Below are 255 nucleotides of genomic sequence, written 5' to 3' on the forward strand. Positions count from 1 at the left end.
TCACTTCTGAGTTCGGCATGGGGTCAGGTGGGACCACCGCGCTAAAGCCGCCAGGCAAATTCTGTCTCCGCGCCGCCCGTTAAGGCCGCGCAGATGTATCCGGTACAAGGCTGAAAATCGTGTCTCTGCAAAAACGCCTCTGGCGTTGTAAGGTTAAGCCTCACGGGTCATTAGTACCGGTTAGCTCAACGCATCGCTGCGCTTACACACCCGGCCTATCAACGTCGTAGTCTTCAACGTCCCTTCAGGACTCTC

General features: G+C 56.5%; 1 rRNA gene. It reads right to left on the minus strand.

What is annotated here, in order from left to right:
- Positions 1 to 149: 149 nt before the first annotated feature.
- A 23S ribosomal RNA gene (locus tag HZZ01_RS20790) occupies positions 150 to 255 on the minus strand; the annotation flags it as partial.

The sequence above is a fragment of the Pantoea sp. WMus005 genome (assembly GCF_013415305.1).
Classification (GTDB): Bacteria; Pseudomonadota; Gammaproteobacteria; order Enterobacterales; family Enterobacteriaceae; genus Pantoea; species Pantoea rara.